Annotated in this window: 23 protein-coding genes; 14 read left to right on the plus strand and 9 right to left on the minus strand. The window is 38.7% G+C overall.

What is annotated here, in order from left to right:
• Window positions 1–30: 30 nt before the first annotated feature.
• Window positions 31–882 carry a LysR family transcriptional regulator gene (locus QL995_RS03445; protein WP_007579940.1) on the minus strand — a complete coding sequence of 284 codons (852 nt, stop codon included), beginning with the start codon at window positions 880–882 and terminating at the stop codon, window positions 31–33.
• Between the two features lie 126 nt (window positions 883–1,008).
• On the opposite strand from QL995_RS03445, the gene QL995_RS03450 reads away from it, so the two are divergent.
• The 6 genes from QL995_RS03450 to QL995_RS03475 all read left to right on the plus strand — a co-directional run bounded on the left by QL995_RS03450 (window position 1,009) and on the right by QL995_RS03475 (window position 7,430).
• Complete coding sequence (locus tag QL995_RS03450) at window positions 1,009–1,608, plus strand: hypothetical protein (protein WP_010554322.1); 600 nt, start codon at window positions 1,009–1,011, stop codon at window positions 1,606–1,608.
• Window positions 1,609–1,725: 117 nt separating this feature from the next.
• The gene (gcvT, locus tag QL995_RS03455) at window positions 1,726–2,808 is read left to right on the plus strand and encodes a glycine cleavage system aminomethyltransferase GcvT (RefSeq protein ID WP_290292794.1); all 1,083 of its coding nucleotides are present in this window, start codon (window positions 1,726–1,728) and stop codon (window positions 2,806–2,808) included.
• A 73-nt stretch (window positions 2,809–2,881) separates the two neighbouring features.
• On the plus strand, window positions 2,882–3,271 hold the full coding sequence (gcvH, locus tag QL995_RS03460) for a glycine cleavage system protein GcvH (protein WP_002958029.1): 390 nt from the start codon (window positions 2,882–2,884) through the stop codon (window positions 3,269–3,271).
• 161 nt (window positions 3,272–3,432) lie between these two features.
• Window positions 3,433–6,324, plus strand: coding sequence for an aminomethyl-transferring glycine dehydrogenase (gene gcvP, locus QL995_RS03465; protein ID WP_290292797.1), 2,892 nt, complete (start codon window positions 3,433–3,435; stop codon window positions 6,322–6,324).
• Window positions 6,325–6,659: 335 nt separating this feature from the next.
• Window positions 6,660–6,944 (plus strand): addiction module antidote protein, encoded by a 285-nt coding sequence (locus QL995_RS03470; protein ID WP_007579952.1) that lies wholly within the window; start codon window positions 6,660–6,662, stop codon window positions 6,942–6,944.
• Window positions 6,945–7,286: 342 nt separating this feature from the next.
• The gene (locus QL995_RS03475; protein ID WP_290292801.1) at window positions 7,287–7,430 is read left to right on the plus strand and encodes a hypothetical protein; all 144 of its coding nucleotides are present in this window, start codon (window positions 7,287–7,289) and stop codon (window positions 7,428–7,430) included.
• 49 nt (window positions 7,431–7,479) lie between these two features.
• Here QL995_RS03475 and QL995_RS03480 read toward each other — a convergent pair whose 3' ends face one another.
• The 5 genes from QL995_RS03480 to QL995_RS03500 all read right to left on the minus strand — a co-directional run bounded on the left by QL995_RS03480 (window position 7,480) and on the right by QL995_RS03500 (window position 13,820).
• A complete protein-coding gene (locus tag QL995_RS03480; RefSeq protein ID WP_290292803.1) occupies window positions 7,480–9,165 on the minus strand; it encodes an ATP-dependent helicase in 1,686 nt (561 codons plus the stop codon).
• A complete protein-coding gene (locus QL995_RS03485; RefSeq protein ID WP_290292805.1) occupies window positions 9,162–11,201 on the minus strand; it encodes an AAA family ATPase in 2,040 nt (679 codons plus the stop codon). Before QL995_RS03485 ends, QL995_RS03480 begins: the two co-directional genes overlap by 4 nt.
• A gap of 211 nt (window positions 11,202–11,412) precedes the next feature.
• The gene (locus tag QL995_RS03490; protein ID WP_290292808.1) at window positions 11,413–12,561 is read right to left on the minus strand and encodes a hypothetical protein; all 1,149 of its coding nucleotides are present in this window, start codon (window positions 12,559–12,561) and stop codon (window positions 11,413–11,415) included.
• A gap of 304 nt (window positions 12,562–12,865) precedes the next feature.
• Window positions 12,866–13,174, minus strand: coding sequence for a hypothetical protein (locus QL995_RS03495; protein ID WP_007579961.1), 309 nt, complete (start codon window positions 13,172–13,174; stop codon window positions 12,866–12,868).
• Between the two features lie 400 nt (window positions 13,175–13,574).
• Entirely contained in the window at window positions 13,575–13,820 is a 246-nt protein-coding gene (locus QL995_RS03500; protein ID WP_024593336.1) for a DUF4235 domain-containing protein, read from the minus strand.
• A gap of 480 nt (window positions 13,821–14,300) precedes the next feature.
• Here QL995_RS03500 and QL995_RS03505 point away from each other — a divergent pair, with 480 nt between their 5' ends.
• The 3 genes from QL995_RS03505 to QL995_RS03515 are packed head-to-tail and all read left to right on the plus strand — an operon-like array spanning window position 14,301 to window position 18,410.
• The gene (locus tag QL995_RS03505; protein ID WP_290292812.1) at window positions 14,301–14,975 is read left to right on the plus strand and encodes a VWA domain-containing protein; all 675 of its coding nucleotides are present in this window, start codon (window positions 14,301–14,303) and stop codon (window positions 14,973–14,975) included.
• The gene (locus QL995_RS03510; protein ID WP_282115210.1) at window positions 14,975–15,694 is read left to right on the plus strand and encodes a PP2C family serine/threonine-protein phosphatase; all 720 of its coding nucleotides are present in this window, start codon (window positions 14,975–14,977) and stop codon (window positions 15,692–15,694) included. Before QL995_RS03505 ends, QL995_RS03510 begins: the two co-directional genes overlap by 1 nt.
• Window positions 15,687–18,410 (plus strand): hypothetical protein, encoded by a 2,724-nt coding sequence (locus QL995_RS03515; protein WP_290292818.1) that lies wholly within the window; start codon window positions 15,687–15,689, stop codon window positions 18,408–18,410. The genes QL995_RS03510 and QL995_RS03515 overlap by 8 nt, the downstream gene beginning before the upstream one ends.
• A 194-nt stretch (window positions 18,411–18,604) precedes the next feature.
• Here QL995_RS03515 and QL995_RS03520 read toward each other — a convergent pair whose 3' ends face one another.
• Entirely contained in the window at window positions 18,605–18,988 is a 384-nt protein-coding gene (locus QL995_RS03520) for a hypothetical protein (protein WP_165725634.1), read from the minus strand.
• 468 nt (window positions 18,989–19,456) lie between these two features.
• Here QL995_RS03520 and QL995_RS03525 point away from each other — a divergent pair, with 468 nt between their 5' ends.
• From QL995_RS03525 to QL995_RS03540, 4 genes are all read left to right on the plus strand, one after another.
• Window positions 19,457–19,951, plus strand: a complete 495-nt coding sequence (locus QL995_RS03525) for a hypothetical protein (protein WP_007378461.1) — start codon at window positions 19,457–19,459, stop codon at window positions 19,949–19,951.
• A 154-nt stretch (window positions 19,952–20,105) separates the two neighbouring features.
• Window positions 20,106–20,720, plus strand: a complete 615-nt coding sequence (locus QL995_RS03530; protein ID WP_290292826.1) for an ACP phosphodiesterase — start codon at window positions 20,106–20,108, stop codon at window positions 20,718–20,720.
• Window positions 20,721–20,805: 85 nt separating this feature from the next.
• Window positions 20,806–21,741 carry a hypothetical protein gene (locus tag QL995_RS03535; protein WP_290292828.1) on the plus strand — a complete coding sequence of 312 codons (936 nt, stop codon included), beginning with the start codon at window positions 20,806–20,808 and terminating at the stop codon, window positions 21,739–21,741.
• 37 nt (window positions 21,742–21,778) lie between these two features.
• Window positions 21,779–22,120, plus strand: a complete 342-nt coding sequence (locus QL995_RS03540; protein WP_007581433.1) for a YajD family HNH nuclease — start codon at window positions 21,779–21,781, stop codon at window positions 22,118–22,120.
• Window positions 22,121–22,232: 112 nt separating this feature from the next.
• Here QL995_RS03540 and QL995_RS03545 read toward each other — a convergent pair whose 3' ends face one another.
• A complete protein-coding gene (locus tag QL995_RS03545) occupies window positions 22,233–22,703 on the minus strand; it encodes a YHS domain-containing (seleno)protein (RefSeq protein WP_008165251.1) in 471 nt (156 codons plus the stop codon).
• A gap of 126 nt (window positions 22,704–22,829) precedes the next feature.
• Here QL995_RS03545 and QL995_RS03550 point away from each other — a divergent pair, with 126 nt between their 5' ends.
• On the plus strand, window positions 22,830–23,651 hold the full coding sequence (locus QL995_RS03550) for an AraC family transcriptional regulator (protein ID WP_290292837.1): 822 nt from the start codon (window positions 22,830–22,832) through the stop codon (window positions 23,649–23,651).
• 24 nt (window positions 23,652–23,675) lie between these two features.
• Here the strand turns inward: QL995_RS03550 and QL995_RS03555 are convergent, their stop codons facing one another.
• The gene (locus QL995_RS03555; RefSeq protein ID WP_290292839.1) at window positions 23,676–24,950 is read right to left on the minus strand and encodes an alpha/beta hydrolase; all 1,275 of its coding nucleotides are present in this window, start codon (window positions 24,948–24,950) and stop codon (window positions 23,676–23,678) included.
• Window positions 24,951–25,132 lie beyond the last annotated feature (182 nt).

The raw sequence follows: 25,132 nt of genomic DNA on the forward strand, positions 1-25,132 counted from the left end.
ATAATTAGCTAGCTAGTTATAAAGTTTGGATTAGCTATAACCTAAACGTAGCGCTATAAACTCCGCGAGTTTGTCTACTGCATGGTCAGATTCACCCGAACTTTTAATTAAACTGATACCAATATTACCAAGAGTGGGTAAATGTTTGGTTTGAACCTGATAGTTAAGCTCACTCGGTACTGTGCTTTTAGCAAGTACCGTAATACCTAAGCCTTCTTTTAACGCGGCAATAAGGCCGGTTAAATCGGCGTTGCTATATACAATTCGGTATTTTATGCCCGCACTTTTTAATGCATCAATTGCACGGCGACGATAAATACACCCCTCTGGTGCGGTAACTAGCGTAACCACGTCGTTTTGCGCAAGTGACAGGTCGCCCACCCACACCAGTTCGTCTTGCATAAAAATAGGAAACTTATCAGAGTTGAGTCGCTCATTTAGCGCAAGTACTAAATCGAACTGATCTTGGCGAGACGCTGAAAGTAAATGCTTACTTAAACGCGACTTAACTTCTAACGACACCTCAGGGTAGAGCGCCACAAAGTCGCCAATAATAGAAGGTAAAATACGCGCAGCAAATTCGCTCGGAATACCCAAGCGCACTTTACCTGCGATGTTTTCTGATGTGAACTGCTGCAAAATAGCATCGTTGTGTTGCATCATTTGTTTTGCCATAGGCAATAATAGCTCGCCGTACTGGTTTAATACTTGGCGCTGTCCTTGTTTTTTAAATAGTTTATAGCCAAGCACGTCTTCTAAGCGCTTTATTTGCAAACTGACAGCAGGTTGCGACAAGCCAAGTAAATCGCCAGCTTTAGCAAAGCCACCTATTTCAACTACCATTACAAAAGTACGTAAACCGTCTGTTGATATGTTTTTCATATTTAAAATTACAATTTATATAGCTATATATATAAGTATTATTTATCAATTGATAAAAAATTACAATTTGTTGTTGGTAGGCGTGGGCAATATACTTTTGTAATCGAAAATACACAGGTGTTTGTTATGACTTTTAACCCAATAATGTTTGCCCGCCACAGCAACGCAAGTAGTGCGGTTACTAACGCTTTGCAAACTAACAACAATCACGTTGTAATGGATTTTAGCGGCACCGAGACCAGTGTATTTTTAAGCACTATTTTAGGCCTTGATTTAACTAAGCTTACCGCCAGCGGTTTAGGCTTAAAAGGCACGCTTGATGGCGACTATAATTCTGACTTCAGCTTTGCTGTTTATTACTTTAGCGAAACCGCCTTTAGATTCGTACTGCCACACAACGCAAGCCTTCAACTACAAGCACTTATAAACGAGCAACAACTACGTTTTGATATTGATTATGTAGTACGCACCGACCTAGCAAGCTTTATTTTAAGTGGCGACAACGCGTTTGATACTCTAGTAAATGCTTTTAAATTAACACCAGGTTTGCGCCTTTCTGACGCGCAACTATGCTACGGTGCGCAAAGTGGTGATGTATTTATTACCGCCATTGATAAAAACGACGAACAACACTTTGTATTAGTCGCTAAACAACAAGAATTACAAAAATGGCAAAGCTACATGCAAGCGCAAGGTTTTGCACTTATGCATAGTGAAGCCGCATAACGAATACAAACAACAGGTGAACATAACAATGTTTACCTGTTTTTAATTGCGATTAAGCAATTAAAGTCTATTTAAGCCACGCCCTAAACAGGGTTAATTTAAACGTGAAGGAATGTTATGACTTCTAAAACTGTACTACATGCTAAGCACCTAGAAGCGGGCGCTAAAATGGTTGATTTTCATGGCTGGGAAATGCCAATCAACTACGGCTCACAAATAGAAGAACACAATAGCGTGCGTACCGACGCTGGTATGTTTGATGTATCACACATGACTATTGTTGATATTGAAGGGCCTCAAGCACAAGCATTTTTACGTAAGCTAGTAGCTAACGACGTTGCAAAATTAACCGTACCAGGTAAAGCGCTTTACACAGGCATGCTTAACGAGCAAGGCGGTGTAATAGACGACTTAATTATTTATTTCTTTAGTGAAACCTTTTACCGCCTAGTTGTTAACTCAGCAACGCGCGAAAAAGACCTAGCGCATTTAGCTAACATATCGAGCGACTTTGACGTAACCGTTACAGAGCGCCCTGAGTTTGCAATGATTGCAGTACAAGGCCCTAACGCTAAAGCAAAAACAGCCACTCTTTTAAATGCCGAGCAACAAGCAGCTGTTGAAGGCATGAAGCCGTTTTTTGGTGTTCAAGTAGGTGATTTATTTATTGCCACAACGGGTTATACTGGCGAAGACGGTTACGAAATAGTAGTACCGAACGACCAAGCAGCCGATTTATGGCAACAACTGCTAGACGCAGGGGTTAAGCCTGCTGGTTTAGGTGCACGCGACACGCTACGTTTAGAAGCAGGTATGAACCTTTACGGCCTAGATATGGACGAAAGCGTATCACCACTTGCAGCTAACATGGCATGGACCATTGCATGGGAACCAGAAGATCGCGACTTTATTGGCCGTGATGTACTTGTTAAGCAACGCGCAGAAAAAAGCACTGACAAACTAGTTGGTTTAGTGTTTGAAGAAAAAGGCGTTTTGCGTAGCGGTTCTAAAGTAATTGTTGACGGTGGGATAGGTATTATTACTTCTGGTACTTTTTCACCAACACTTGGTTTTAGTGTAGCCCTTGCACGTGTACCACGTTCAACAGGCGATACAGCTCAAGTAGAAATGCGTAAAAAATTAGTAAACGTTAAAGTAGTAAAGCCTAGCTTTGTACGTAACGGAAAATCAATAATTTAAATAATTTGGTTATACCAATCACAATAATTATTGTGATTGGTATCCTCCCAATATAAACCAAAGGACAAATAAAATGAGCAACATTCCTAGCGAGTTAAAATACGCACCTTCACACGAGTGGGTTCGTAACGAGGGCGACGGTACATTTACTGTTGGTATTTCTGAGCATGCACAAGAACTTCTTGGCGACATGGTATTTGTTGAATTACCAGAAGTTGGCGACGAAGTAGACGCTGGCGAAGACTGTGCAGTAGCAGAGTCGGTTAAAGCAGCATCAGACATTTACGCACCAATTAGTGGCGAAATTGTTGCTATTAACGAAGAACTTGAAGATTCACCTGAAACAGTAAACAACGACGCTTACGGCGACGGTTGGTTATTCCGTATTAAAGCATCTGACGAGTCTGAGCTAGACAACTTATTAGACGCTGAAGGTTACTCGCACACTATCGACGAAGAATAATCATTTTTTGAAGATAACTAAAAGCCCCGTTTAATGTATAAAAATGGGGCTTTTATGATTTTACAGCTCACCACCCCATACTGAGTGAACTGTTAAATCGTCAAATATTTTAATTAATGCTAGTTACCCATTAGCATTTAGGATCATAGGAATCTGGATTCATGTCAAACGCCAAATCTCTTGAAGAACTAGAGCAAAAGCAAGATTTTATTCGCCGCCATATTGGGCCAAGCCCAGCACAAGTAAGCGATATGCTAAGTGCTTTAGAAGTATCGAGTGTGCAAGAGCTCATTGACCAAACTGTACCGGCTAGCATTCGTCTAGAACAACCGCTAACAGTTGGCGAAAGCCGTACTGAAGTTGAAACACTAAGCTACCTAAAATCAGTAGCCAGCAAAAATAAAGTTTTCAAATCGTACATTGGCCAAGGCTACCACCCAACTAACGTACCGCACGTAATTTTACGTAACGTACTAGAAAATCCAGGTTGGTATACAGCGTACACACCGTATCAGCCAGAGATTGCACAAGGGCGTTTAGAATCATTATTAAACTTCCAGACTATGACCCTAGATTTAACTGGTCTTGATTTAGCAAGTGCATCACTACTTGACGAATCAACAGCGGCTGCAGAGGCTATGGGCCTTGCAAAACGCGTATCAAAAGCTAAAAAAGCCAATGCCTTTTTTATTGCCGACGACGTACACACACAAACAATCGACGTAGTAACAACGCGTGCCGAGCAGTTTGGTTTTGAAATAATTGTAGGTAAAGCAGAAGATGCCGTAAATCACGACATTTTTGGCGCATTGTTCCAATACCCAACTACATCAGGCGAAGTGGTAGATATAACTGACCTAATCGCTGGCGTACAAAGCAAAAAGGCCATTGCCTGTGTTGCTGCCGACATAATGAGTTTATTACTGTTAAAAGCACCGGGTAAACTAGGCGCAGACGTAGTACTTGGTTCGGCTCAACGTTTTGGCGTACCTATGGGTTACGGCGGCCCACACGCAGCATTTTTTGCAACACGTGACGCATACAAACGTTCATTACCAGGTCGTATTATTGGTGTATCTAAAGACCGTTTAGGTAACGACGCACTACGTATGGCAATGCAAACGCGCGAACAACACATTCGCCGCGACAAAGCCAACTCAAACATTTGTACAGCGCAAGTATTACTTGCCAACATGGCAGCGTTTTACGCGGTGTACCACGGCCCACAAGGCTTAAAAACTATCGCGCAGCGTATACATCGCTTTGCTGATATTTTAGCTGCTGGCCTTAAAGCTAAAGGCATCGCACTTAAGCACAGTACTTGGTTTGATACGCTAACAGTAGTAAGCGACAGCAAAGACGACGTAACAGCACGTGCAATTGCAAAAGGCGTAAACTTTGCAACAAACCACGAAGGCGAGTACTCAATTTCGGTATCAGAGACAACAACACGCGCCGATATTACTGAGTTATTCGATATTATTTTAGGCGAAGGCCATGGCCTAAGTGTTGACGCTATTGCAGCAGACGTTGAAGCAAATGGCAGCGAGTCTATCCCTGCAAGTTTAGTACGTGATGACGAAGTACTAACGCATCCAAACTTTAACAGCTACCACAGCGAAACAGACATGCTTCGCTACATTAAGCGACTAGAAAGCAAAGACTTATCGCTTAATCACTCAATGATCTCGTTAGGCTCATGTACCATGAAGCTAAACGCGACTGCCGAGATGATCCCAATTACGTGGCCTGAGTTTGCAAACCTTCACCCATTCTGCCCGCTGGATCAAGCAGAGGGTTACCAAATAATGATTGGCGAGCTTCACGACTGGCTAGTAAACATTACCGGTTACGATGCAGTATCACTTCAACCAAACTCTGGCGCGCAAGGTGAATACGCAGGTTTAATCGCGATTCGTAAATATCACGAATCACGCGGCGATGCACACCGTAATGTATGTTTAATCCCAAGCTCTGCGCACGGTACTAACCCTGCATCAGCGCAAATGGCGAGCATGAAAATTGTGGTAGTTAACTGCGACAAAAACGGTAACGTAGACATGGCAGACCTTAAAGCGAAAGCTGAGGAAGTGTCTGAAAACTTATCGTGCATCATGATCACATACCCGTCTACGCACGGCGTATACGAAGAAACAATTCGCGAAATTTGCGACATTATTCATGAGCACGGCGGCCAAGTTTACATGGACGGCGCTAACATGAACGCGCAAGTTGGCGTAACAAGCCCAGGTTTTATTGGCTCTGACGTATCGCACTTAAACTTGCATAAAACGTTTTGTATTCCACACGGTGGCGGTGGTCCAGGTGTTGGCCCAATTGGTGTTAAATCGCACCTTGCGCCATTTATGCCAAACCACAGCGTAATTAACGTACCAGGTACTAACATTGGTAACGGTGCGGTATCGGCAGCGCCTTACGGGTCAGCCGCTATTTTACCTATTTCATGGGCTTACATTACCATGATGGGTTCAGAGGGCTTAAAACAAGCTACTGAAATGGCAATCGTTAATGCTAACTACTTAACGCATGAGCTAAGCAAGCACTTCCCAATTTTATACCGTGGTCGTAACAACCGTGTTGCTCACGAATGTATTGTTGACTTACGCCCGCTTAAAGAGCAATCAGGCATTACTGAAATGGACGTCGCTAAGCGCTTGCAAGATTACGGTTTCCATTCACCAACTATGTCGTTCCCAGTAGCTGGCACATTAATGATTGAGCCAACTGAGTCTGAATCAAAAGGTGAGATTGACCGCTTTATCGAAGCAATGGTGTCAATTAAAGGCGAAATTGAAAAAGTAATTTCTGGTGAATGGTCAATCGAAAACAACCCGCTAGTGTTTGCACCGCATACACAAGGCGACGTGTTAGGTAACGAATGGGACCGCGCGTACGACCGTTTTTACGCTGCATTCCCAGTGCCTGCAGTGGCTAAAAACAAGTTCTGGCCAACGGTTACACGTATAGATGACGTGTACGGCGACCGTAACTTAGTATGTTCATGCCCAGCGGTAGAGACTTATCGCGACTAAGATCAGAGACTAATTTTTGAACTTTAATGGGAAGTAAGTTCTATTATAGTTTGGGAATTTATCAAAATTAAAAAAGTCGTTGCAGCAATGCAACGGCTTTTTTGTGTGTGGTGATTCGCCATAAATTATATGGGCGTAGGTTGGGAAGAGTGAAACGAAACCCAACAAATCACAAATATACTTACTCACTCAAAAGGCAGGAGTATATGTTATTTACCGTAGGCGTTTAGCTTGCTGGCGCGCGGGCGCCAGCCCAAAAGTTATAAATAACATTGTGCACTCGTAGCCTTTAGGCTACATTTGTTTAGCAAGTTGAATAAATTGGAGTAATTATTATGGCGCTACAAACATCAGATTTTAATCCGTTTGATTATATGGAAACACAGCAAGAAATTAATACATTTTTAGAAGAGTGTTTAGCTGATGATGATCCAAATACCTTTATTGAAGCACTTGGCTTATTAGTTAAAAAGCATGGCGTGAGTGATATTGCTAAAGCAACGGGGTTAAACCGTGAAAGCTTATATAAAGCAGTTAACGGTAAAACTAAACCACGTTGGGAAACTATTTTTAAAGTGATGAAAGCACTTAACTTTCGCCTTACAACACAAGTTGCATAGGCTAGGTAGAGTGAAACGAAACCCAACAATTCACAAATATACTTACTCGCTCAAAAACCAAGAGTATGTGTTATTTATTGTAGGCGTTTAGCTTACTGAGGCGCGGGCGGCAGCCCGAACAAGTATTTGAATAGGTGCTTGAGGTTACTATTACAGATAACGCGAATACGTTTCACACTTCTAGAAATTAGAAACCTTATTCAAGGTTTTGTCGTGCTGGCGACGGCAGCCAAAGAGGGGCTGCCGCTGACCCCTCTCTGGACTCTCTCAGCGCACCCGAGCATCACGCTTAATCCTTCAAACCACAATTGATGTGAACGTAAACGCCATGAAAGCACATCCATGTGCAAGCATGGCTTTCATTTTATCCATGAAATGCATTACTCATCAATTGCTTATTTTCAGGGCGTGATGACGGGGGAGGGTGTTAAACGTGAGGTTGGTGTTTGGTCTTGGCAAAAAAGACCAGACCCTGATGAACCCTAATTCCTAATGGTGATTCACTAAATAGAACTTCGCCACTCTTTTTTAAATGTCATTTCGTAAAGTTAACTACATTAAGCTTACATTTATCAATGAGTAACCTGAAAAATGGTTTAACGTTATTCCACGTAGAAGACCTATTATCATGCCCATTGTTGACCCGATGACTTCTAGTTTTGGTATATGTCACATTTATTCTTTCTTTAGCCCTTGATAAAGCAACATATATCGCACAGTTATTTTCAAAAGGGTTCCGCCTATAACTCCAAAAAGCCTGATCTTCTAAACCAATAAGAAATACAGTGTTATATTCAAGTCCTTTACATCTATGGATGTTCATTATTTGTACTGAGTTTTCGGCATTAAATAACCTAACAGCCATATTTAATGAATTTGCTTGTGAGCACATATTTCTTAAGTGCAGCTCTAAACTTTGCCAAACTAAATCATAATATGCCGGCGATTTATACTGCTTCCAACGGCCTTTTATTTTTTGACTTCCGATAAAGTGTATAAATTCCTGCACATAAGTTAGTAAATCTTCAACTGTTGTGTTTACGGTTACAAAATCACGCTTTGATGATAGGAAGTTGACAACAGAGGCGGTTAAAGTTTCTTCCTTATCATCACCTATTTCAACTTTATTTAAAACCAAATTGACTTGAAAAAGCTCAGTCATAACTTGCGGAGATGGGCACATTAATGCTTTCAAAAATAAAGAGAATAGTCGCCCCAATGGTTCTTTCAATGCATCTTGCAAATCCGTCATCTCTAAATTATTTATTCCTGCGACAGTCAGAGCAGTTCTTAAAGTTTCTGTATATTGTTGGGATTGCTGCTTTGTTAAAATACAGATATCCCCCTCATTCACACCTGTCGCTAAAATTTCTTTAATATTATCAACGATAAACGATGCTTCCTGATATTCATCATTAAAAATATTTATTGAACAATTTGCAGGAGTAGATGATAATTCTTTCACCTCTTGAGTTGGATCTTTGATGTACTCTAAAACCACTTCTAATACATCTTGAATTTCCTTTGAAGCTCTGTAATTTTTTACTAAAAACTTATTTGTTGCAGAAAAATCATTTAAGAAGTCATTGAAGACTGTTTGCCTAGCCCCAGCCCAGAGCATAATACTCTGGTATAAATCACCAACGGTTAATAGTTTTATATTGGTATCTTGAAATAATATTTGAAGAAGCTCATACTGCTCATCTGTTGTGTCTTGAAATTCATCCACAAAGACATATTCATATGAGTACGAAAAAATTTTTTTTATATCAGGCCTTTTTCTTAATATCCTAATAGCTAAAGACACTAAGTTATCCATTAATATTTTATTCACACCATCAGCTTCTTGAGCACGAAACACTACATCGTAGTTATTAATTGGTCGCTCATTATCAGATAAAACATTTTTAAATCTATCCACAATGCTTTTACAAAATGCATGAAATGTAAAAGAATCGAAACGAGTTGCTTTGTGCCCACAGCGTTTATTAATTCTTTCTTTGATATTTATTTGTGCCTCTGTTTTGAAAGTTAAAGAGAGTATTCTTTTAGGCCAAGCGCATTTTTCTGTAAAGAATAAATAATTAGCTTTTTGAGCTAAAAGCTCAGTTTTCCCGGATCCTGCGCCAGCAAGAACAGCCACAGATTCATTACATTCTATAATATCTATTAGTTCATTTGTAGCTTCGATACCATCAGAGAGACTCCATTCTTTGATCATTCTATTATCTCTCCGGCAAGCTCAATAACACGTTCTGCCAATCGGTTCAGCTCCGGTGGTAGTTTTGCTCTAACTTGTTTTTCTGTGTACCTAATGGACAATTTGGAAAGCATTCGAACATGAGAAGCTGGTTTACTCTTGTTAGACAGAAAGCGGTAACGATACCAAAGGAAGTTACGCTCCCAGTTATCCCCAAACTCAAATCGCCTGCCTGCATTCCCCTTTTTTAATACAGCTTTGGTCAATGCCTCTTCTCTTTTAACCCTATCACCATCTTCTTCATCTTCTTTGCCTTCAGACGGTCCACGCTCACCATAGGTAGCGTCTATTGAGCAAAAAATTTCAGGAAAGGCGCAAATCATTGAATAGTCAATATCTAATGGACTAGAGAAAAATACATTACATTCTTCTAATTCATGCACTATATTCTTAGTCTCTTTACCATAAACCAAACAAAATGAATTTGGATCTCTTTGATCAGTCCAACTAGGAATTAGTGGTGTGACATTACGTGTTATGTATTGACTTGCAACTTCATCCATTTCAAGCAATTGCTCAACAGCATATTTTATTCGGCCGAAACCACCTCCATTTCGATCAATATCAAAATCTAACAAAGTAACAAATGGTATTTTCAATGTATTAAGAAGTCGCCAAAAGTGATTTACATGTCTGCCACCTAATGGCACAACGGATATCGAATGAGTGTCTACATCCTCACCATATTGTTCCAATAACCTGGGAATAATTACTTGTTCACTATCACCCTCACCGAGAATTATTAGCTTTGAAAAATAGATTTCAGGATAAGCTTTAATAGCTTCACTAACATACTTTGACTGTTCGTCATCATCATCTGGGAGGTCTATTGATTGAATATGCGTACTTTTGCTCTCACTACTAAGTCGGAAGTGTCGTATTTGTTTTGGTTCAACTCGACCAACTAATGAAGCTGAATGTGTAGAGACGACTGACTGACAAAACTCACTAGCTCCGTACTCTTTAATTAGCTTGATAATACGGCCAAGATAATGTGGTGATAGATGATTCTCTGGCTCTTCCAATGCAATTAAACTAAATATAGGCAACTTCATTTTATCACCATCAAAATTCGATGGTTGCTTATCTATAATTGCTTGTCGCGTAGCTTTATCTATATCAAATAACGCTTTAGTCAAAGCAAAATAAACTAGAGATTTTTGTCCGTCACTTAGCCTGCTTGTATCTACTTTATTTCTTGCTGCATCAGGCATAAATTGAAGTTTTATTAATTTTAATATCTCGTCAACATCACCAACAGGGAAGTTAAGATCAGCATGATTCAGATGGCGTCCTTTATAAATTTTTTGCCAACTTAAGTTTATTGCATCAGTTATTTGCATAAGTGCTGGGTTGTGTGCTGCTAGGCTATTTAATTGCTGCGCTTGCTCTTCAAAAGACTCTTTTTCTCCATCTGACCATTTTATGGCTTTTAGTAAGCGCCCTAAGATTGCTTTTGATGAATACTTCAATTGAACTAACGGATCTCTATTCGCTGGTATATAGTTGACCTGAATTGCATTTCGTTGTGTTGCTGATAAACGGTGTTTATTGTCCTCTACAGGGGTATCCATATCACCATCTATAACCCAAATATTTTCCTCTACATCACCTAAAGGGTTATAGTCAAAAGATAAACTAGCTTCCAAACGTACTCTGAATATAATTTCGCCATCTCCGCTTGATGCAGTTAGTCCATTAATCAATGTAGGGATAGAGGTGTTACCATCTATATCAGATAAAGTGAACCATGCTTCAATTAATAAACTTCTTGCTGCATTTTTATCTGCATCGTCTTTTAAATAAAAATCTGAAGGTGATATTCCCCGTAAAGAATGGTCAATAGCAAATAACTTATTTAGCGCTTCTAAGGAAGCACTTTTCCCTGTTCCATTATGTCCAATAAATGTTGTTATATCAGACTCAAACTCAATCGACTGAGCTTGCTCAGAGGAAATGCTCTTATATCCAGATACAAATAACTTCTTTAACAGCATTACTCTTCCTTAAATTATTGCTTACTCTTTAAAAACCTATAGGCACTAGTAAACACTTTACTTATTAAAGCTCAAACAAATCGGGAGGGTCAGCTCTTTCTTTTTGCCTTTTGTGATTAAGAAAAAATGCAAAACCTGCCCCTAGTAACCCCATTTAAAAAAAGGGCAATGTTATTGCCCTTTTTTATACGCTTAAACTGGTAGTTATAAACTATAGCGCGACTAAGCTTTGCGCTAGCATTGCCTTTATTTGTTTTACTATTTTAGCTTCTGTTTCAGGTTCGAACTGTTTTATACGTGGGGTATGAATATGCCCTGTAGGTATACTTGAATTAAGCGCATCGCGCAGGCGAATACTTCGGTACGATATTTCGTTAGACAGGTAGCCACCGCCGCCGCCATTTACCGCAATACTATTTTTAAGCTCGCCGTACGAACCGGCTTTATAGGTTTTTTCAAGCGTGGTGACTTCATGATTGTCGATAACTTTATAAGGGCCTTTGGCTTGTTGCATGTAACTTACAGGCAAGCTAAATTTTACAAACTCGTTGCCTGGGAGTGGTCGGCCATTAAGTTTTGGTATTACAGGGCTTGTTTGCGTTCCGCCATACACAATATTGGCATTATCTGGGGCGGTTACACTGCGACGTTTACCCGGGAAATGCTCTAAATCAAACTCTGTTCTGCCCATACTTACGGTTACTACCATGTCTACATTATTAAGTGCGTAGTAGGGGGCAAGTAGCGACTCTATTATGCCTTGATCAAAGTCTTCGTAGCGCACAGGCACCATAACGGTGTTAATTTCTGCGCTGATACCGTTGTAATTAATAACTTGGCCGTCGAGTAATAGCGCCGCAACACCTGAGGGATTACTTTGGTTTATGTTTTTATCGAGTAAAAATGGGTCAAAACCCGTTAGTAATATTTTTTTAGTACTGCCTGATGAAAAAGCAAGGTCGGTACGTCCTCGGCTGCCTTCCTCAAGTAGGGTTAGTAAAGTATTTAGTTGAGCCTGCGTAATTGAAAATTTAGGTGACGTTGTACGTATTACTTTGCTTGAAAGCAGGCGCGCCCAGTAAAGCTCTCGGTCGTCGTAGTTATTGGTTTTTACTATGCGTTGCTTTGCGTTTTCCCACAGTTCAAAGCTAAAGCTTTGTACTAATGCTTTTGCACTTTTAAAGTCGTTTAATTCTTTAAATTGCTGCTCAAAACTTGATACTTGTGGGGTAAATGCATTTAAAACACTTGGCATTGCTGATTGGGCTTTGTTGATACGCTGTTCTTCAACAGTTAAAGGATTACTTAAAGCAGCGAATGAAGAGGCAATTAAGCTGGTCGCTAATAATACTTTGATCATAATACTCCTAAGATAAAGCTATTGTTTTATGTGTAATTTACTATCCTACTATTGCTAACTTAGGGCAACCAATTAACGTTGAATCGACTGATATTTGCTTTTGCCGTGCATTAGTATTGTTTAACGGCCAATTAGTATCATCGGCTAATAAAAATCCCTGAGTCAAAAATTGATCTTTATAGGTACTACTTTAAGCTCTAATAAAAGTAAAAAGCCGTTGCAGTAATGCAGCGGCTTTTCATTATAGTTTTATGTGCTTTGGCAATACGAGCATAAGGCTCTATACCCCTTTAAAAACCTCGCTTTAATCATCAGGCCCTTTTAAGGTAAACACTAAATGTTTACGCATATCTTTTAAAATAACGCCTTTTTTAAGCATTGCGCCGCTTAAGCGTTTTTGCCATTTTAATAAATCAGGTTCTGCGGCGGCTAAGGCTTGCTCGTTTTCAAACTGAAAGCACAGCAGTAGTGTACTTGGAAATAAGTGGTATTCCACATCAAACCAGCATTGCAGCATGCCTGGGAGCTCAGCGCGGCCTTGTTCTTCTAATTTTTCAGCAGTATTAAGTACAAGTGCTTGCTGTTTTATTTGCACTGCAGAGAGTTTTTTCATTATTAAAATCCAAGTTAGCGGCTAAAAAATGCAGCCGGAATGCGGGCATTATACGCAAGCTTGTAGGCAGGCAACAACTTTGAAAGGGAGTTAATGTTTAATAGGTTAATGTTCAATAGAGTGTATCTGTTTAAAATCTAGGGGTCTTGTTGGAAGGCGCCTTTGGCTTTTTCAACCTACGTAGGTTGGATAAGCGGCGCAGCCGTGCCATCCGACATTTTAAATTTAACCACAGAACCCCGGTTTGGATATTAATATATTTTTTAACTTAATAGTTAAGTAACCTTAACTAGGCTTTAGCAAAGTTGCTTGCGACAACTGGGGATTGGTTGTCGCAAGCCGCCTTTAGAGCCTCACCGCATTACGATTAATACTTATAAGAGGTATCAATCGGGTCGGTTTATTTGGATCGGCGCTTGTCTAGCACGTAACGTACGGCCATTCTTGCAGCACCCGCACCAATACCTGAGACCACTGCCCATGTAACGGCCTCTTTAAGATCTGTTTCTTCGCTTGGTCTATCTTTTGGGGCTGGTTCGTTGGTAACCTTTTCCCACGATTTTTGTAAAGTTTTCCTTGTTAACATACCTGCAGATGCAGCGGCGAGACCTATACCGATAGTCGTAATTAGTTGTTTATTACTCATAATGTTCTCCTTTTTATAAATAACGGCAGCGTTATTTATGTGTAACTCTTTAAGTAAGAACATTAGTAACAGCAATTTATATACCGATAGAACCGTAAAGCCTTTAATCGGGCTATTTTAAAATCTACACTTTAATATTCTTCCGCTAAAGCTTTATTAAACCCCGCGAGTATTTGTATTTATTAAATAACTACTTAATTTAGTGATGGTATTGGTTACGTATTTAAAATAATGCATTAAGCAAGGAGAGTGGGTTCTCACTAAGTGGGTATTGATGGAAAGTCTATTTGCAGCTGTATTTACCAGTATCTACGTAATCTTTATTTTAGTTTTAATATTAAAGAATAACTAATCTGTTGTTTTTAGTTTTCTTTAAACCTTTAATATAATTAATTTTTATAATATATTTGAGTCGATAAAAATTTAGTAAACTCTAAATTATTGATTAAAAACCTCCCATTTAAAAGGACTTAATTACTTATGCATAATGATGCAATTCCAGGCGTTGAATTTATCGATAACGCTAATCAAAGAACTCCATGTGTGTTGGTGCTAGATGCTTCTGGCTCAATGGCTGGTGAGCCTCTAAAGCAGCTCAACCTTGGTCTTAAAGTTTTTGAAGAACAATTAAAAAGTGATTTGTCTGCCGCATTAAAAGTGCAGGTTCTTGTATTAGCTGTTGGAGGTCATGATGATGTAGAGGTAATACAGCCATGGGTAGATGCTGTAGATTTTAAAGCACCAACAATTGAAGCCGGAGGCTTAACCCCATTAGGTGCAGGAATGACGACGGCACTTAATGAGGTACAACAACAAAAGTTAGTATATGACGAGAATGGTATTTCAAGTACTCGACCTTGGATCATCGTATTATCTGATGGCTGTCCGACAGATTTGGATTGGGAACAATCAGCTGATGCGTGCCGTAAAGCTGAAGAAGATAAAAAAGTTGTTATTTTTCCAATAGGTACTGAAGGCGCAGATTTTGCAGCGCTGGGGCAGTTTTCTAATAAATCAGCAAAAAAATTGAAAGGATTAAATTTTACAGAACTTTTTGTTTGGCTTAGTCGTTCTATGGCAACAGTATCAGCAAGTGTTCCTGGTCAAAAAGTGCGCATTCCTTCAGCCGATGAGTGGGCTGAGGTTGAGATTTAATGGCTGGGCGATTTCTTGGCTGCTCAGTTACTGGTTCATCGCATATTGATGGCAAGATACCTTGCCAAGACGCTTGGCAAGTAAAAAAAACGGCAATGGGACTTGTCGCTTGTGTATCTGATGGAGCAGGCTCTGCGCAATATTCACATCTAGGCTCAAAGCAATTAATTGATAAAGTATGTGAAGCATTAGCTCAAGAAAAAACGATTGGCGAAAGCGCAATAGTAAGCTTAAAAACTGCAATTAGTGAAGCTCGAAAGTGCGTTGCCCTGCAAGGTGAAATATCGGATTATCATGCCACCTTATGTGGCGTGGCAACTTCTCATGAGGGAAGTTTAGTGTTTCATATTGGTGATGGGATTGTTATTGGTATTAACCCTGAAGATTGGTCTGATTTTATTGTCAGCGAACCTGAAAATGGCGAATTTGCCGAAACCACTTATTTTTTTACTTTACCTGATTGGCAATCTCACTTACGTATTATGTGTGCTCCAGAACGTTATAAACTCTGGTTTTTAATGTCTGATGGCGCGGCTAGTTTTGCTGCATTAACAAATCCTTATAGACCCACAACTAACTTTTTGTTACCGATACACAATTACTTAGCTAGTGTAGATGACGCAACAGGACGCCACGCACTAAAAAACACTTTAAATGATCCTCGTACCAATAGTATTACAAACGATGATAAAACCTTAGTTTGGTTATTGAATGAGTAATAGCGTAAACCTAATTTATCTTGATGGAAAAACAGCGCAAGTACAGTACAAAAAAAAGCCGATTAATAGCGGTGCTGATGGCACTATTTACGCTACTATTGACAACAAGTTAGCTTTAAAAATTTATCATGATCCAAACAAAGATATGCAACGGCAAGATAAATTGTGGCAGATGTTGTCGAATGCGCCGACAGCAGAGGGAATTTGTTGGCCTGTTGCCGTTATAAGTGATAAAAAAAATAACTTTATTGGTTATGCAATGCCTCTACTTGATTTAAGTCGTTGCTACACTATTGAAATGTTACTTTCTAAACGCTTGCGTGAGTCATTAAAAATAACCGACAGTTATAAGTTTAGGGTTACCGTTGCGATTAGTTTAGCGAGTAAGGTCGCAGAGCTTCACCGTTTGGGTCATTATATTATTGATTTAAAACCAGCAAACTTATCTTTTGATAAGCACACTGGTGATGTAATGGTTTTAGATTGCGACGGCTTTTCGATTAAAGGTGATAAAAAGAGATTTAAGGGGCATCAATATACGTCTGGTTATATTGCCCCCGAAGCTTTTGGCGGTAAAATACCACCTGAAAAGTTAGGAGTCGGTCAAGATTTATTCGCGTTGACTACAATACTCTTTCAGCTGTTAAATAACGGTTTACACCCATTCCAAGGCGTATCTAAAAATGGATATTCTTTACCAAGCGACAACCAAACTAAAATTACTGAGGGTCTTTACCCATATGCAATAAAAGTTCATGCAAAAATAAAGCCTTCTCCGTGGAGTATACACACTGATTTTCCTGACGTTTTGTCAAAAGCATTTACTCAAAGTTTAACGAGTAGAGTTCGAACTAAAGCTAATATATGGCAAAAGTTACTACTAGAACAAAGTTTAAAGCTCAAAGTATGTAAACAAAATTCAGAACATGCCTATTGGCAAAAAGCTTGTCCACATTGCCAGCTTAATCAAAAAAAAGCGCAAGTTAAAAAAAATATAAAACCGAATATTAAGTCTGCAGTAAAGCGCAGTGCCCCTATAAATAATTCAAGTCAGTCATCTAGTAATGTAAGTCAGTCATCTAATAACCAACCTGGTAGTGGTATAGGGATGTATGCTGTATTTTTTACGATTGCGATCATTGTAACTCTTGTGGTTAATTTTCGTGGTGGTGTTAGCCCAGAGTCAACTTATAGCCAACCGCAAGCAACGCCTTCTCATAGACAAACTAAACCAGTAGAAAACAAAGGGGTTAAGTTTGAACATAAAACAGTTCATAAAGCAAAAACAGTCAACTCATTATTAGGTAATGTGACTTATTATAAACATGATATGGTTTTGCTAAATAAGTCGAGAGAATTAGTTGAAATCCCTTTTTATCAGTTAACTGGTTTTAAATCGTCTGACGCTTTTCCGCTCATTAAACACTCTCCCTTTGGTAGAATATTCCCTAGTGATTCACCTCAAGTTAGTTTAAGTAAAATTGATTTTGAAATGGCAGGTGAAAAAGTTGGGCAACTTGAATATCGAAGCGATAGAGTTTACCACTTAGATGATTGGCAGTATGACAGTAATAGTGAGCAAGGTTATGTTTATAACTGTAAATACGATCCCAATATTTGCACGCACGTAACGCAAATAGGTATGCAAAAAAAAGTTAGTTTTAAATTTAATGATTTTAAAGCAGAAAAAAGTTTCCCCGATGAGAATACAGGTGTTTCGGCAGATAGTTATCGACCTTGGCGTTTTAACATCACTGAAAATGGTAAAAAAATTGTCATGCTCAGCAATTTTGAATTAGTTGTTTACGATATTGCCAACCCAAGTAAACCGATAATAAAACAAAGGCTTCCTAAGGAGTGGGATGAGTGGAATGTAACCCGCTTACTGAGTGTTAATAATGGACAAAGGCTATTTGTCGCTTTGGCTAAAAGTGAGCAATATGGAAAAAATTATCAGGGTTTTGTGACAGAGCTTTTGTTAGTTAACAACACTTATCAAGTCACTACTAATTTTGCTATGTTGCCTGACTCTAATAAAATGTCAGGGGTTGATATTGCAACTAATCTTAAAGGCGATGTATTAGCGATAGGTGAATACATTCAACCTGAGCAAAATAACACAAGGTTCCATATACTTAATACGCCTGTAGAGGTAACCATTGCTCATCCGGTTATTAAATTATGGAAAAAAACAGCGCAAGGCTGGCAGGCTATCCGCTTGCCAAATGACCAAATAGTCACGTTAAAACAAAATGAACTAAGTCCAGATAAAGTGGTAACTAAAGTACCAGCAAATATTAGTAGGTCTGTACTTGTGGCGAATTTCAGTTCTGACTCTAAGGTAATGGGCGACCTGAGGTTTAACCGACAATTTATGTTGAGCAAATCAGGCGATGTTTTACTTTCAGGGATCACAGCAAGCAAAAGGCGAGATTACATAAAAGCGAAGGCTTCTATTTTTAAACTAAACTTTTTAGAAAATGAGTTTTTGTTAGCAGCCGAACTAGACAAAACTTATGATCCAATCAACCAATCAAATTCTCCATCTAATACAGCCTATCTTAGTTATTTGAGCGCTAGCTTATCGCACGATGGTAGTCAGGTTGCTTTAGGCTGGTTTGTATTTTTTGACGTTTTATCAAAAAGCAGTAAAACAAGATTTGAAAAGCAACGATATCAACTCGAACTTTTGAATGTTGAAGCAATGAAGGAATAATTCATGCTTCAACTTTAAAATGCATACCACAAGGGCTGTAATGATTGTAATACTGAAATTGATTTTTTTATAATACGAGCAAGATTGCTGACTTTATATTTGAACCTCTCTTATATATTTATTTTTAGCCATAACCTTTTTCTTTAAAAGTATACTTGGGCGTTATTGGTTGGTGGGCTTTGTTACTTGCTATATTAAGCTTGTGCTTCAGTTCCTAGTAAGGCACCGATATAGGCGAGTTCTTCGCTAAAAATACCATTCAAAAGAGCGTTTTGCTCAATTATTACAGCGTCATTAGGTTGGGCTTTGTATTCTTGTTGGCATCTTGCAAGCTCGATGGATAACCATTGGCAGGCGTTGCTAGCTGTGTTTATTGCTGTTTTTAAAAATGATGACCATTTTATTTTTTGCAAATTAAGGCGATAAAGCATAACTGCAATAGCCCCATAAGCTTGTTGCTCAAGCGAAGGTACATCTTCACTATTTATTGAAAGGCGACTTAAAAGCTTGGTATTAATTAGCGCTTGTTGCAGTGCAGCTTGCTGTGATTGACATAAAAAGTTGTTTTCGTAATCCATGGGCGGCCTATATCTGCTGATAGCAGGGCAATATAAAAAGGAGATTTAGCACAGTATTTTACGATTCATGCGCACCGAAAAATGAACCACAGTGATAACAAAATTAGACTGACTCTTTACTGAATTAATAAAACACAATTGTAACTGGGTAGGGGAATTGAAGAGGATAAGCGTCTTTGTTTTAACCTTCAAATCGCATGAAAAATAATGCTCTGTTGGTGTTTTTAATTTTATTGGTAAGCACGGTAATAACCATAGACAAGAGAGTGATAAAAACCTCTCTTTATTTCGCAAGGAATTTTGTTTATGTAGATAGGAGTTTTTTACAAAATTTAGCAATTTTTACTCTAATAATAAGAGAGTTAGTACGAGGTTTTGTTTTATATTATTGATTTTAAATGATAATTTATTTGGTTTGAGTTTTGCTTGGTAGTAAGTGTATTTTCTTAAATAAATAAAGGAGTTATTATGAGTACCGTTATTACTGGGTTATTCGAAAGTGCATCACAAGCAACACTCGCAATTTATAGATTAGAAGCTTTAGGTATTAATGAAGCTGATATTAGTATTGTAGCCAACGACTCATACGCAAAGGAAGATTTTGCTGTAGACGAAGGTACTAAAGCTGCCGAGGGCGGCATTATAGGCGCGGCTTCGGGTGGTATTCTTGCTGCAATTATTGGCGGATTTACTGCCGTAGGGACTGTAGCAACAGGTGGTACAGGCTTATTAGTTGCCGGTCCATTAGTCGCTGCATTTGCTGCTGGTGGCGCAGGCGCTGCAGTTGGTGGTACTTTAGGTGCCGCAGTTGGTGCGTTTATCCCCGAGCACGAAATTAAGTATTATGAAGATGCCATTGAAAAAGGCTCTATATTAATTGGTATTAAGTACGATAGTGACAACAAAAACGCTATTGAAGAAATACTTAACAATGCAGGCGCAAGTAACGTTTCTACAGCGTAATGCTAGCTAATTAGTTTCAAAATTAATATGAAAGGTGAAACTTAGTTTCACCTTTTTTATGCTATTTTTTTGATTAGGCATAAAATCTAACTTTAAGTAGCGCTTACAATTAAGTTATTATTTTAACTGTATTAATACCAAGCCCGAGAACACTTTGAATTATTTAGCTCACCTTTATTTAGCACAGCCTACAGCCGATTCTCACTTTGGGAACTTGTTGGGCGACTTTGGTGGTAAAAGGCATGTAGAACACTTACCAAATACGGTTATAAACGGGCTCGATAACCACTATTTAGTCGATAAATTTACCGACTCCCACCGCGCAGTAAAACACGCTAAACAGTACTTTTCACCCGAGCGTAAGCGCTTTGCTGGTGTAGCTATTGATGTGGTGTTTGATCATTTTTTAATTGTGCATTGGCAACGATTTAGCAAGCAACCTTTAAGTGACTTTAAGTACACCAGCTATCAGCTTTTAAATAATCGGATACCTGTTATGCCAACGCGTATGCAGCATGTTGTAACAAGTATGACTAAAAACGATTGGTTTAAAGAATACGAAACCATAGATGGAATAGGGCTAGCACTTGATAATATTGCCAAGCGTATTCGCTTTACTAACACTTTTGCGGGCGCGGCTGATGACATAGCACGGAATTACGATGAATTAGAAGCCGTGTTTTTAGCGTTCTTCCCGGAGCTAATTAAGCATGTAAGTGAGTTTGACCTTGAAAGCACCCCAAAAAAGGGCATAAAGCGCATTATTTAAAGTTTTCATCAATTGTTAACCTTTTGTGATAATTTAAGGTGAAAAAAACGCTACTCTAATACAAATTAATTTTTGAGTGTTTTTAATGAATCGCAATTACTTGGTTATTGTGAGCTTTGCCGTTTTAGCGGCATTTCAATCTGGTGCTGTATTGGCTTTCGATTTTGACTTAAAGTCGATACGCACCACTATTTCAAACCCTAACACTAGTCACGCGTTAATATACGATGACTTGGCTGGGAGTAATCAAAAAACACTGTTTTCGTTAGAGCCCATAAACAATCAACGTGTGGGTGTGTTTTTTGATATTAACGACATTGAAATTGGTTATTCAGCCGATATTTTCGAAGAGGATGTTGAAACAAAAACACAAGATATACTGCTTTCGTATAGAAAATTTAAAAATTCTAAAATCACATTTAACTATCAAACGCTTGAAGGGCTGCAAAGCACGGCTAGCAATTTAAGCGGCAATCAAACGGATCAAATTTTCTCGCAAAATACACGTTCAACCAAGTTTGAGCTATCTGGCCAACACAACTTTTATACCTTCAATAATAAAGAGTCTTTGTTTGAGCACTTTTTTCTTAATAGGCCAAAGCTAAGCAGCAAATTTGATTTGTCGTTAAGTATTGTTGGCGCGTGGTCTTTTAAGCATGTATCTCTTGAGAATAAAGATAATATTGTGTTTCAAGCTGATTTTTTAAATTCATCTGCACCACAGGTCACTAAGTTAATTTCTAATTCGTACGGGGCGAGTATTGGCTCGCTTTTATCATTTTCGTTACCGCATAATGTTCACGTATTTGCTGAATACAAAGTAGGTAAGGGAAATATTCGAAATACAGACCCTGGGCTGGGGTTAAAAGATTCGGGCGGCGAAAAAGTGGCAGCATACGGCGGTGGAATTTCTTGGACTTCCGACAATAAAAAACTTATGGTTGTACTACGTGCATGGGAGCAAACAGGCCGGCATATAGATACTTCTTTTGGTGATTTGTCAGTAATTAAGTTTTTTTAGTATTGAGCACCGAAATAGTGAATTTACCAGGAATATTATGAGTAAGAATAACGATGTACCTCAGGCTTATGTTAAGCAAGAGGAAGGTTATAGAATAAAGGCCTTAAGATTATATCCTTGGGTATGCGGGCGTTGTGCTCGTGAGTTTGAATACTCAAATTTACGTGAGTTAACGGTGCACCATGTTGATCATAACCACAGTAATAATCCTGAAGACGGAAGTAACTGGGAGTTATTGTGTATTTATTGCCACGACAATGAGCACAATAAATACCACGAGCATATTATGTATGGCGGGTCGACTACAGATCGCAAAGTTGAGGCTGCGACGCATTCTCCATTTGCCGATTTAAAAGCGATGCTTAATAAATCAAAGTAATATTAGTTAAATTAAGAGCTTAAGCCTAAAATTTTATTAATTTAAATGGCATTTTGAGGGTGAACGGTTATAAACCGAAGCAACCTCAAAAATTAACTTTAAATTGGTTTTATTAAAGCTCTTTTGCTGTTTTGTCTTTTATGTCAAACCAGTTTGAATCGGCTGAAGTAATAAAGCCTGGTACGTCTTTTAGCCATTGTTTTTGAACCGATTTATCAAGATTTAAATAAAGTTTGTTTTCAACAATTTTGAAAGCCTCTGGATCTACGTCAAACTTTTTCTCCATTGATACACCAAACGCACAAAAGCCACCAAATTGTGGTGCGTACTTTTCTGGGTTAGCTCTAAATAAGTCGCGGTGCTTAGCTGAGCTGAACTTATAAATGGCATTTTTATGTGTTGCAGTATATTCAGAGCTGCCTGTTACCGCTTTGTTTTGGGTAAAGTAAGCAACGGTATCATAACCACTAATTGCAATGTCGTTAACGTCGGCATTTGCGTCTATGTCTGCTGCAAAGCTTAATGAACTTGCAAGTACCGATGCTGCAAAAAAAGCTGATTTAGTGAGTGTCGAAAATTTCATGTGTATCTCCAAAGAAAAATTAAATAGGTTTGTTTGTTTAAAACTCAACTGTACTTTATCGTTATTATTTGGTTAATATGCGTCTATTAGTCTGTATTTTCATACCAATAATCCAAAGGAGCGTTTATGGACGTACTTTCGAGTGTGTTGAGTCATTTTTCACTTAATGCGAATGTGTTTTTTAGCGGCAATATGTGTGGTACGAGCGATTTTAGTGAGGATCAAGGTGTTGGGCATTTACATTTATTACGTTCTGGTACGTTAAAGGTGCGTAGTAATAGTGGCTTTGAAGTAGCTTTGTCTAAGCCTTCGGTTATCTTTTTTCCTCACTCTACTGGGCACTGTTTGTTTGCGGATAAGAGTGACGGTGCTGATTTAGTGTGTGCACAAATTAGCTATCAAAGTGGAGGGCATAGCCCTTTATTACAGGCGCTGCCTTTTTGCTTAAATTACGAATTAACGGGTGATGGATTATTAGCGCAGAGCGCTTTTTGGATTTTTGAAGAGGCATTTAAAGACGCCAGCGGTAAGCATTTAATTATAGACCGCTTATGCGATATATTTTTAATTAGTGTGCTTCGTAAAGTACTAGAAGAAGGCACAATTAAAAGCGGGATGATGGCAGGGCTTGCCCATCCTCAGTTGGCTAAGGTATTAATAAAAATACATCAAACCCCAGAGCAAAGCTGGTCGCTTAGCGCTATGGCTGAGGAGTGTGGTATGTCGCGCTCTAAATTTGCCGATACCTTTAAGCGAGTAATTGAGCAAACACCGGCAGACTATTTGGCTGATTGGCGTTTATCGGTTGCTAAAAAGCTTATTTTAAAAAATCAAAATATGGATTTAGTAGCTAATCAGGTTGGGTACGAAAATGGCTCTGCACTCGCCCGTGTATTTAGAAAAAAAACAGGGCAAGCGCCAAAAGAATGGTTGTTGAGTCAGCAGTAAGCTTTATTTTTTGTGTGCTAACTACTATTCGTTTTTAATTAAGTAATTTGAATCGAGCGACCAAAAGTTATTTTCGAGCTTTTGTAGAGGTCGTTTTTTAGAGCCTGGCGATGCTTTATGTAATATCAAATTAATCAGATCAGAGCTGACCGCCGGATCACTATGAAAGTAGTCATGGCCTATTAGGCTGCCAGATTTAGGCACTTTAATTAGGCTTACATTACCTACCGAGGTAAATATGTCTTGCTCGTTTATGTTTACATCTTTGGTGTTTAGCCGACCAAAGCTCAAGCTGTTTGTTAGCCACTGTGAAATACCCAACGCGCTATCTTCTTGAGAGGTGTAAATGGTGATTTGCCCAAACGCAGGCCCAAATTGCTCTGCCATTAGCCTTTGTTTAATTATACCAAAATCGAGATCAGGGGCTGCTAAAATTAAGTTTTCAATACGCAGGTCTTCTCTGGGGTTTCCGCCATTGGCTCTGTTTTCAATTATAAGTTCTCTAAGTGTTGTGGTTACTACATCTGTACCTCGGCTATGCGCAATAATATGAATGTTTTCTATTTCAGGATTTTTGAAAAGCAGTCGCAAAGTCTCTTTTAAATGAAAAATAGTAAATTGACCAGACTCTTTATCTTCAAAATAGCCGGTTAATCCTGTGGCAGCAGCAGGCCAAGAGTAAACAATAGGTACGCCTTGTCGGTTCAAAAAATGCCAAATACCGGCAAGAGTAAATACTGATTCGTTAAAGGTATTATTAAAGCCATGCACAAACAAAATAACGTCTTTATTATTACTGTTTTTTAAACGCTGATTAATGTTTTTGTTTAACTGGGTTTCGTGAAAAATTTTGCGTTCTAAAATATCTTCGTCAATTTGGAGTTTGTTTTTTACGCGTCTAAATTTATAAGGCGATAAAGGGAAGCGACCTAATTCATCCGCTTTCTCCATTACGTAAGTCAAATTTGCGGAGCGATTTTTAAGACTACTTTGCTTTAATAGCTCACCCCACTGCAACGACCTATCGCCAAAATTTACTTTTGCTACACCGTACGCAATTGATGGCGAGCGACTTGCGTTATACATAACCCCCTCTTTTTCAGAAATTGCTCGGTCTGTAACATAGAGTAATTCCATACTTGTAGTATGTAGGTTTTTAGGTACTTGGGCTTCTGAATAAGGCGTACTTACATATAAATTGGGTGTAGGCATTAAAGCTGGGTTTGAAGTACAAGCAGATAGCAAAATAATGAGCAAAGGGGCGAAAATATAGGATTTACCGTGAGGGTGAAAAAGCATGCTTATTCCTTATTTTCGGTTTGTAAATTATTTTAAAGAGGTTAAGTATAAAATTAGCATATAAAAAGTAACATATTTATTACCTTTTACACATCACATACTAATTTTATAATTTATTGTTGCGTTAACGAGGATTCAAAATAAAAATACCCGAGCTTATAAGTAGAGAAAGCTGCGGGCAT

This window comes from Pseudoalteromonas sp. APC 3358, from assembly GCF_030408075.1.
GTDB lineage: Bacteria > Pseudomonadota > Gammaproteobacteria > Enterobacterales > Alteromonadaceae > Pseudoalteromonas > Pseudoalteromonas arctica.

What these genes read in the sequence shown, in the direction of transcription:
- QL995_RS03500 (WP_024593336.1), bottom strand. Translation starts at nt 13,820, where the DNA reads ATGAGTAATAAACAACTAATTACGACTATCGGTATAGGTCTCGCCGCT.
- QL995_RS03480 (WP_290292803.1), bottom strand. Translation starts at nt 9,165, where the DNA reads ATGATCAAAGAATGGAGTCTCTCTGATGGTATCGAAGCTACAAATGAA.
- QL995_RS03505 (WP_290292812.1), top strand. Translation starts at nt 14,301, where the DNA reads ATGCATAATGATGCAATTCCAGGCGTTGAATTTATCGATAACGCTAAT.
- QL995_RS03470 (WP_007579952.1), top strand. Translation starts at nt 6,660, where the DNA reads ATGGCGCTACAAACATCAGATTTTAATCCGTTTGATTATATGGAAACA.
- gcvT (WP_290292794.1), top strand. Translation starts at nt 1,726, where the DNA reads ATGACTTCTAAAACTGTACTACATGCTAAGCACCTAGAAGCGGGCGCT.
- QL995_RS03515 (WP_290292818.1), top strand. Translation starts at nt 15,687, where the DNA reads ATGAGTAATAGCGTAAACCTAATTTATCTTGATGGAAAAACAGCGCAA.
- QL995_RS03485 (WP_290292805.1), bottom strand. Translation starts at nt 11,201, where the DNA reads ATGCTGTTAAAGAAGTTATTTGTATCTGGATATAAGAGCATTTCCTCT.
- QL995_RS03520 (WP_165725634.1), bottom strand. Translation starts at nt 18,988, where the DNA reads ATGGATTACGAAAACAACTTTTTATGTCAATCACAGCAAGCTGCACTG.
- QL995_RS03490 (WP_290292808.1), bottom strand. Translation starts at nt 12,561, where the DNA reads ATGATCAAAGTATTATTAGCGACCAGCTTAATTGCCTCTTCATTCGCT.
- QL995_RS03510 (WP_282115210.1), top strand. Translation starts at nt 14,975, where the DNA reads ATGGCTGGGCGATTTCTTGGCTGCTCAGTTACTGGTTCATCGCATATT.
- QL995_RS03545 (WP_008165251.1), bottom strand. Translation starts at nt 22,703, where the DNA reads ATGAAATTTTCGACACTCACTAAATCAGCTTTTTTTGCAGCATCGGTA.
- QL995_RS03475 (WP_290292801.1), top strand. Translation starts at nt 7,287, where the DNA reads ATGTGCAAGCATGGCTTTCATTTTATCCATGAAATGCATTACTCATCA.
- gcvP (WP_290292797.1), top strand. Translation starts at nt 3,433, where the DNA reads ATGTCAAACGCCAAATCTCTTGAAGAACTAGAGCAAAAGCAAGATTTT.
- QL995_RS03540 (WP_007581433.1), top strand. Translation starts at nt 21,779, where the DNA reads ATGAGTAAGAATAACGATGTACCTCAGGCTTATGTTAAGCAAGAGGAA.
- gcvH (WP_002958029.1), top strand. Translation starts at nt 2,882, where the DNA reads ATGAGCAACATTCCTAGCGAGTTAAAATACGCACCTTCACACGAGTGG.
- QL995_RS03525 (WP_007378461.1), top strand. Translation starts at nt 19,457, where the DNA reads ATGAGTACCGTTATTACTGGGTTATTCGAAAGTGCATCACAAGCAACA.
- QL995_RS03535 (WP_290292828.1), top strand. Translation starts at nt 20,806, where the DNA reads ATGAATCGCAATTACTTGGTTATTGTGAGCTTTGCCGTTTTAGCGGCA.
- QL995_RS03495 (WP_007579961.1), bottom strand. Translation starts at nt 13,174, where the DNA reads ATGAAAAAACTCTCTGCAGTGCAAATAAAACAGCAAGCACTTGTACTT.
- QL995_RS03550 (WP_290292837.1), top strand. Translation starts at nt 22,830, where the DNA reads ATGGACGTACTTTCGAGTGTGTTGAGTCATTTTTCACTTAATGCGAAT.
- QL995_RS03450 (WP_010554322.1), top strand. Translation starts at nt 1,009, where the DNA reads ATGACTTTTAACCCAATAATGTTTGCCCGCCACAGCAACGCAAGTAGT.
- QL995_RS03445 (WP_007579940.1), bottom strand. Translation starts at nt 882, where the DNA reads ATGAAAAACATATCAACAGACGGTTTACGTACTTTTGTAATGGTAGTT.
- QL995_RS03555 (WP_290292839.1), bottom strand. Translation starts at nt 24,950, where the DNA reads ATGCTTTTTCACCCTCACGGTAAATCCTATATTTTCGCCCCTTTGCTC.